This is a genomic window from Verminephrobacter aporrectodeae subsp. tuberculatae At4, from assembly GCF_000193225.1.
Lineage (GTDB): Bacteria > Pseudomonadota > Gammaproteobacteria > Burkholderiales > Burkholderiaceae_C > Acidovorax > Acidovorax aporrectodeae.
On the sequence record NZ_AFAL01000510.1, the window covers coordinates 1 to 7,008 of the forward strand.

Sequence of the window (7,008 nt, forward strand, 5' to 3'; positions counted from 1 at the left end):
CAGGCCGATCTCCGGAACGATGCCCATCACGCCGCCCAGGTTGTCCCGCGACAGAAAGGCCCCGCCACTCGTTCCTTGCAGCAGCAGCGCAAGCAGAACCAGCATCAGGCCAGCCGCCAGTTCCGGCTTGGCCAGATAGACTTTGAGTATGCGTTTCATATGGTTGCGCTCGCCGGTTCTCAGCGGTAGCCCTTTTTGGACAGATCGATCACGCTATCGACCTGCTCCGGCAGCAACAAGCCCTTGCCCGTTTCCACGTCCCACGCGGAGAGCTTGTATTTCTTCATGAGATGGGCCTGTATGACCGGCAGGTACCCCTGCAGAAAGGGCTGCTGATCGACTTCCACCTGGATGTAACCGGCCTTCATGCCATTGAGCACGTCGGGAACGATGTCGAAGCCACCCAGCAAGATCTTGCCCGGTGGAACGCCGCGGTCCTTGAGCACCTTGGCCACGCCGGCGTGCCAAAGCCCGGTGTCGAAATAAGCGGTGGTGTCCGGATTCGCGTTCAGGTACGAGCCCACGCGCTCCGCGGTCACCGCCAAATCGGTCCCGGAGTCGATGCGCTTCCAGGCCACGCTGCGACCGGAGTTGGCCGCCTTGTAATCGGCCAAGAACCGCATGATTCCGGCGCCGCGCTGTTCCGACCAGTTCTGGCCCGGGGCCGAAATACCGACCAGCACATTGATGGGCCCGGTTTTCGGAAACTTTTCCGCAAGTTTCTGCCCGAGCGCGTACCCCGCGGCGTCAAAACCCTGGCCGATGAAGGACTGCCGGACGCTGCCCTTGGCGCCCTGGCTGTGGTCCACGTTCGCGGCGAGGACCGTGATCCCCTTGCTGCGCGCGTCCCGCAGAACGGGTTCAATGGCCTTGTCGTCGACGATGGTGACGACCAGCGCATCGGGTTTGCCGACCATCGCCGCTTGCAGATTGCTCACCAGTTCGGGCACTGCGCCTTCGGTTTGCGTGAAGATCATGCGGCACTGCGCCTGCACCTGGGTGCAGGCCTCGTCCATGCCCTTTTTCACGGCCTGCCAAAAGGGGTTGCTGGCGCTGGAGTGAATGACGTAGCTGAACTTCAAAGGCTGCTCGCTCTGCGCCGCTGCGGGCGCGGCCATGGTGAGTAATCCAATCGAGCCAATCGCCGCCGCGAACGCGCGTACGGTCTTTCCTGTCGTGATGCGATGCATGCTGTCTCCTTGCGGGTTTCTTTGAAAAAAAATCGAACTCAATGTCCCTTGCTGCTTCTGGCCATGATCGTCAACCGGTCACGGATGTCGGGGCTGAGCTCCAGGCCCAGGCCAGGCCCTGGGGGAGGCGTGATGTGGCCGTTGTGCACCACCGGAAGCGCCGTGACCAAGTCCCGGTACCAGCCCGTATAAAAGGCCCGCACGGACTCCTGCACCAAGGCATTCGGTGCATTCAGCGACAGGTGCGTGGAAGCCGTCAGGACCACGGGCCCGGTGCAGTCGTGCGGTGCCACCGGCAGGTGCCAGGCCTCGGCCATGCTGGCGATCTTGCGCGCCTCGGACAATCCGCCGCACCAGGAGATGTCCAGCATCACGACACCGGCCGCGTCGGTTTCCAGCAAATCCCGGAACCCCCACCGGGTGGCGAGCGTCTCGGACGCGCAGACCGGCGCCGCGCTGTGGTCCGCATAGCGCTTCAGGGACGCCAGACTGTCCATGCGGATCGGGTCCTCGTGCCAGAAGGTCCCGTACTCGCGCAGTGCCTGTGCAATCTGTATTGCCGGCGGCAGGTTCCAGAGTGAATGGAATTCGACCATCACGTCCATCTTGTCGCCCACGGCTTTGCGAATTTTCTCGAAGGGTTCGAGCGCGCGTTTCAGGTCGCCCTTGGAGATGTAGTAGCCGTCGCTCGCTTCGGCGTAGGGGTCGAATGGCCAGATCTTCATCGCGCTGATGCCGCTGTCCAGCAGATCCAGCGCGAGCTCGTCGGCGCGGTTCAGAAAACCATTCAAATCGTCGTAGCGCGCACTGGCGCTGTCTGCGAGACCCCAGTTCGCCACGGACTGCTGCCGGGCCGTGCGCACGTAATGCGGGCCCGCGCAGGTGTTGTAGGTCCGGATGCTGTCGCGGCATTTGCCCCCGAGCAACTGGTAGATGGGCTGCCCGGTGACTTTTCCGAAGATGTCCCACAGGGCGATGTCCAGCGCGGAGTTGCCGCGCATCTCTGCGCCCGCGCTGCGAAAACCGAGGTAGCCCGACAGGCGTTTCGCATGCCGGTCGATGTGCAGCGGATCCTCGCCCATGAGCCGGGCCGCGGCCCATTCATGGATGTACGCCTCCGCCGAGCAGGCGCCGTAGAACGTCTCTCCCAGCCCGGTGATGCCCTCGTCCGTGTGGACCAGCACCCACAGCAGGTTCGGGAACTCTTCGGAGCGCAGGGTTTCGATTTCGGTGATTTTCAAACCAATTCCCTCAGGTCACGCCGGCAGCAACCAGAGCCTGGACGCTGCTGTCGAAATGGACCGCCATCGCCGCTTGCGCGGCGGCAGCGTCCTGGCGCTCGATCGCGTCGGCGATGGCATCGTGCATGTCGTGTATCGCGCTGCGCTGCGCATCGCTTTGGCGCACGGCCCAGCTGATGGGCGCAGTCTGCCGGATCACCAGACAAAACCCCTCGATGAGTAGCGCGTACAGCGGGTTTCGCGTGGCGCGCGCGATGGCGACGTGAAACGCGATGTCGTCCTCGGTCGGAGATTCGCGGCCCGTTCCGTGCGCGCGCATGGCCTGCGCGGCTTGCCGGATGCTCGCGAGCTCCGCATCGCTGCGGCGCAGCGCCGCCAGGCTGGCGGTGCGCATCTCCAGCGTGCGGCGCAAGTCCAGCGTCTGCTGGATGTTGACCTGCGTCGTCACCACCGCATGGTCCATGAGCAGGGCCAGCACATGGCTCTTGAGCCGGCCCACCCGGGCGCGCTTGCCTGGCGCCAAGTCGAGAATGCCGAGCGCCTGGAGCGCCTTGAACGCTTCGCGCACCACGCCACGCCCTACCCCGAGCTTCTGCGCGAAATCTCCTTCACTGGGCAGGCCCGCGCCAGGCAGCAGCCGGTCCGCGTGGATGCGCCGGATCACCGCGTCCGCGACATTCGACGTCAGGAGCGGCGCCATGTCATCAAAAATGGCGCTCATCCCGCATCCCTGCGCCCTGCCTGGAGCACCAGATATCGCATTTGATTCCCAAATCTTGCATGACGGGAATTATTTGACCTGTCCGACTTGTTTGCAATTTCTATCGTACAAATCAAGGGAAAGTACCGAGAAGAAACGCCCTCGCCTGCGTGGGTAGCGACAATCGGTACATGACCTGCGCAGAAAAAACCAACGCCCACCCCTACGAATCGCTCATGCCCGAGACGGTGCTGGACGCGCTCGCCACGCTGGGCCTGCACGGCGACGGCCGGCTGATGGCGCTGAACTCCTACGAGAACCGCGTCTACCTCGCGCACCTGGAGGACGGCCGCGCGCTGGTGCTCAAGTTCTACCGGCCAGACCGCTGGAGCGACGCGCAGATCGCCGAAGAACACGGCTTTTCCAACGAGTTGCTCGCGGACGAGGTGCCGGCCGTCGCGCCGCTCGTGCTGCAGGGCGCCACGCTGCACCGCCACGGCGGCTTCGCTTTCAGCGTCAGCCCCTACCGCGGCGGGCGCCGGCCGGAGCTGGACGACTTCGAGGTGCTCGAATGGGTGGGGCGCTTTCTCGCGCGCATCCACCAGGTGGGCGCGGCACGGCCCTTTATCGAGCGGCCCGCGCTCGACCTGCACAGCTATGGCCTGGCCGCACGCGACTGGCTGCTCGGGCAGGCGATGATTCCGCCGGGCATGCGGCGCGACTGGGAAAGGGCCTGCGGCGAAGCCTGCGCGCTGGTCGCCGGCACCGCGCTGGGCAGCGCCCCCGGCAGCGCGCTGAAAAAGCTCCGGCTGCACGGCGACCTGCACCCCGGAAACATTCTGTGGACGCCCACCGACCGCCCCGGCGGCGGCCCGCATTTCGTCGACCTGGACGACGCGCGCACGGGCTTTGCGGTGCAGGACCTGTGGATGCTCCTGTCCGGCGACCGCGCCCAGCGCAGCGCCCAACTCGGCGGTCTGCTCGATGGCTACGAGCAGTTGCGCGCCTTCGACCGGCGCGAGCTGGCGCTCATCGAGCCGCTGCGCACCCTGCGCCAAATCCACTACAGCGCCTGGCTCGCGCGGCGCTGGAGCGACCCGATCTTTCCGATCAACTTTCCCTGGTTCGGCTCGGACGACTACTGGCGCGAGCAGGTCCGGATGCTGCAGGCGCAGTGCGAGGCGATGGCGCTGGAGCCGCTGCGCGCCTGAGCGGCTCGGCGCAGGCACGCTTGGGAGCACACGCGGCAGGCGCCGTCGGAGCGCGCCACCCCGTCCCCGCACGGGCGGATCGCCGAATCGCCGGATCGAACGGACCCAAGGGGAATCGATATGTGGACAAAAAACGCCCGGCCCCGAAGAATGTGCCCGGAAAAGGAGACAAGCGATGCGCTGCGCCGCCGCACACCCGGTGCCCGACCGCCATGGGCAAAACCTCTACAGCACCGACGCCGAACTGCTCGCGCTGCTGCCGCTGTACCTGCGGCCCGAACTGCTGGCGCACATGCAGCCGCATTTCGAGCGCCTGGGCGCACTGGCCGGCGGCCCGCTGGACGAACTGGCGCGCACCGCGGACCGCAACCCGCCCACGCTCTCGCTGCGCACGCGCACCGGGAACGACGAATCCAGGGTGATGAAACACCCGGCCTATGTCGAGATGGAGCGCCTGGCGTTCAGCGAATTCGGCCTGGCCGCGATGTCGCACCGCGAGGAGACGCTGGGCTGGAAGGGCAAGATGCCGCCCCTGGTCAAGTACGTGCTGACCTATCTCTTCGTGCAGGCCGAGTTCGGCCTGTGCTGCCCGGTCTCGATGAGCGACTCGCTGGCGCGCACGCTGCGCAGGTTCGGCAGCCCCGCGCTGGTGGCGCACTTTCTGCCCCGCCTGCAGACGCTGGACTTCGACACCCTGGCCCAGGGCGCGATGTTCATGACCGAACAGGCGGCCGGCTCGGACATTGCGGCGACGCTCACCCGCGCCTGGCAGGACGCGGCCGGCGCATGGCGCCTGAGCGGCGACAAATGGTTCTGCTCCAACCCCGACGCCGAGCTTGCGATGGTGCTCGCGCGCCCGGACGGCGCGCCGCCGGGCATGCAGGGCCTGTCGCTGTTCCTGCTGCCGCGCCGCCTGGACGACGGCGCGCTGAACCACTACCGCATCGTCCGGCTCAAGGACAAGCTGGGCACGCGCTCGATGGCCAGCGGCGAGATCCGGCTCGATGGCGCGTGCGCCCACCTGGTGGGCGAGCCCGGCCGCGGCTTCCAGCAGATGGCCGACATGGTGAACAACTCGCGCCTGTCGAACGGCGTGCGCGCCGCCGGCCTGATGCGCCGCGCGGTCGCCGAGGCCGAGTACGTCGCACGCGAGCGCCTGGCCTTTGGTCAGCGCCTGGAGCAAATGCCGCTGATGCAGCGCCAGTTGCACAAGCTGCGCCTGCGTGCAGAGCAGGCGCGCACGATGGTGTTCCAGACTGCACTGGCGCTGGCACGCGCCGATGACGGCGACGCAGACGCGTATGCGCTGCTGCGCATCCTCACGCCGCTCATCAAGTTCCGCGCCTGCCGCGATGCGCGCAAGGTCACGGGCGACGCGATGGAGGTGCGCGGCGGCTGCGGCTACATCGAGGAGTGGAGCGATGCGCGCCTGGTGCGCGACGCGCACCTGGGTTCGATCTGGGAAGGCACGAGCAATATCGTGGCGCTCGACGTGCTGCGCGCGATCCGGCGCGACGCCTCGCTGCCCGCGCTGCAAGCGCATTTCGGCGCGCTGCTGGCCGAGGCCGCCGGCACCCCCGCCATCGCGCCCGCGTTCGCCACCGCGCTGCGCCAGGCGCTGGCACGCGCCGCCAATCTGGCCGACCGGGTCGCCACGCAAAAGGTCGGCGAGCGGCTCGCGCGCCAGGCGACTTCGGCGCTCTACCACTGCTGCAGCGCGGTGGCGATGGCCTGGGAGGGCGCGCGCACCGGTTCGCTGCAGCGCGTGCACTGGGCGCAGGCCGTGCTGGTGCACCGCGTGCTGCCGCGCGACCCGCTGGCCGAAGAGGCCATGCCGCCCGAATGGGCCGGCGCAACCTGAGCGCACCGCGCAATCCGGACAGGAACATCCCGCACGGCAGGAACGCAGAAACCGCCAGCGTCCGGCATCCGATTCCCACTGGAGACAACGGCCATGCGACGACTCGCCCACCTGCTTCTTGCCTGCTGCGCCGTGGCCCCCGCGTTGCCGGCCCATGCCGCCGAAGCCTTGCCCGAGAAACCCGTCACGCTGGTCGTTCCCTTCCCGCCCGGCGGTCCCACCGACGCGATGGCGCGCACGCTCGCCGCCGAGATCAAGGAACAGCTGGGCCAGCCGATGATCGTGGAAAACCGCGCCGGCGCCGGCGGCAACATCGGCGCCGCGTTCGTAGCGCGCGCACCGGCCGACGGCCAGACCCTGCTGTTCGGCACCTCCGGGCCGCTCGCCATCAACGCCACGCTCTACCGCAGGATCGGCTACCACCCGGTCAAGAGCTTCGCACCGGTCATCCTCGTCGGCCAGCTACCGAACATCCTGGTGGTGCACCCCGCGCTGCCCGTGCGGAACGTGCAGGAGCTCATCGCCCATGCCAAGGCGCATCCCGGAGCGCTGAGCTACGCCTCCTCGGGCAACGGCGCCTCCTCGCACCTCGCGGGCGTGCTCTTCAACACGCTGGCGGGAACCCGCTTGCAACACGTTCCCTACAAGGGCACGGGCCCGGCCCTCAACGACCTGCTCGGCGGCCAGGTCAGCATGGGGTTTACCGACCTGCTCACCGCCCTGCCCCATGTCAAGGCAGGCAGGCTGCGCGCCCTGGGAATCGCCAGCGCAGCGCGCTCGCCGGCGCTGCCCGAACTGCCGAGCA

6 protein-coding genes are annotated in these 7,008 nt (G+C 67.5%); 3 read left to right on the top strand and 3 right to left on the bottom strand.

What is annotated here, in order from left to right:
• Positions 1-179 precede the first annotated feature (179 nt).
• The 3 genes from VTU_RS0117380 to VTU_RS0117390 are packed head-to-tail and all read right to left on the bottom strand — an operon-like array spanning position 180 to position 3,152.
• On the bottom strand, positions 180-1,190 hold the full coding sequence (locus VTU_RS0117380; protein WP_010106513.1) for a sugar ABC transporter substrate-binding protein: 1,011 nt from the start codon (positions 1,188-1,190) through the stop codon (positions 180-182).
• A 38-nt stretch (positions 1,191-1,228) separates the two neighbouring features.
• Positions 1,229-2,431 carry a mandelate racemase/muconate lactonizing enzyme family protein gene (locus VTU_RS0117385; protein ID WP_010106516.1) on the bottom strand — a complete coding sequence of 401 codons (1,203 nt, stop codon included), beginning with the start codon at positions 2,429-2,431 and terminating at the stop codon, positions 1,229-1,231.
• Between the two features lie 10 nt (positions 2,432-2,441).
• Complete coding sequence (locus tag VTU_RS0117390) at positions 2,442-3,152, bottom strand: FadR/GntR family transcriptional regulator (protein ID WP_010106517.1); 711 nt, start codon at positions 3,150-3,152, stop codon at positions 2,442-2,444.
• A gap of 170 nt (positions 3,153-3,322) precedes the next feature.
• Between VTU_RS0117390 and VTU_RS0117395 the strand changes: the two genes are divergently transcribed.
• The 3 genes from VTU_RS0117395 to VTU_RS27900 all read left to right on the top strand — a co-directional run.
• On the top strand, positions 3,323-4,342 hold the full coding sequence (locus tag VTU_RS0117395) for a serine/threonine protein kinase (RefSeq protein ID WP_010106518.1): 1,020 nt from the start codon (positions 3,323-3,325) through the stop codon (positions 4,340-4,342).
• A 175-nt stretch (positions 4,343-4,517) separates the two neighbouring features.
• Positions 4,518-6,203, top strand: coding sequence for an acyl-CoA dehydrogenase family protein (locus VTU_RS0117400; RefSeq protein ID WP_010106519.1), 1,686 nt, complete (start codon positions 4,518-4,520; stop codon positions 6,201-6,203).
• Positions 6,204-6,296: 93 nt separating this feature from the next.
• On the top strand, positions 6,297-7,008 hold a 712-nt coding region (locus VTU_RS27900; RefSeq protein WP_010106522.1), incomplete at its 3' end, for a Bug family tripartite tricarboxylate transporter substrate binding protein.

Excerpts from the sequence above, each read along its gene's own strand:
- VTU_RS0117400 (WP_010106519.1), top strand. The coding sequence starts at position 4,518 with ATGCGCTGCGCCGCCGCACACCCGGTGCCCGACCGCCATGGGCAAAAC.
- VTU_RS0117380 (WP_010106513.1), bottom strand. The coding sequence starts at position 1,190 with ATGCATCGCATCACGACAGGAAAGACCGTACGCGCGTTCGCGGCGGCG.
- VTU_RS0117390 (WP_010106517.1), bottom strand. The coding sequence starts at position 3,152 with ATGAGCGCCATTTTTGATGACATGGCGCCGCTCCTGACGTCGAATGTC.
- VTU_RS0117395 (WP_010106518.1), top strand. The coding sequence starts at position 3,323 with ATGACCTGCGCAGAAAAAACCAACGCCCACCCCTACGAATCGCTCATG.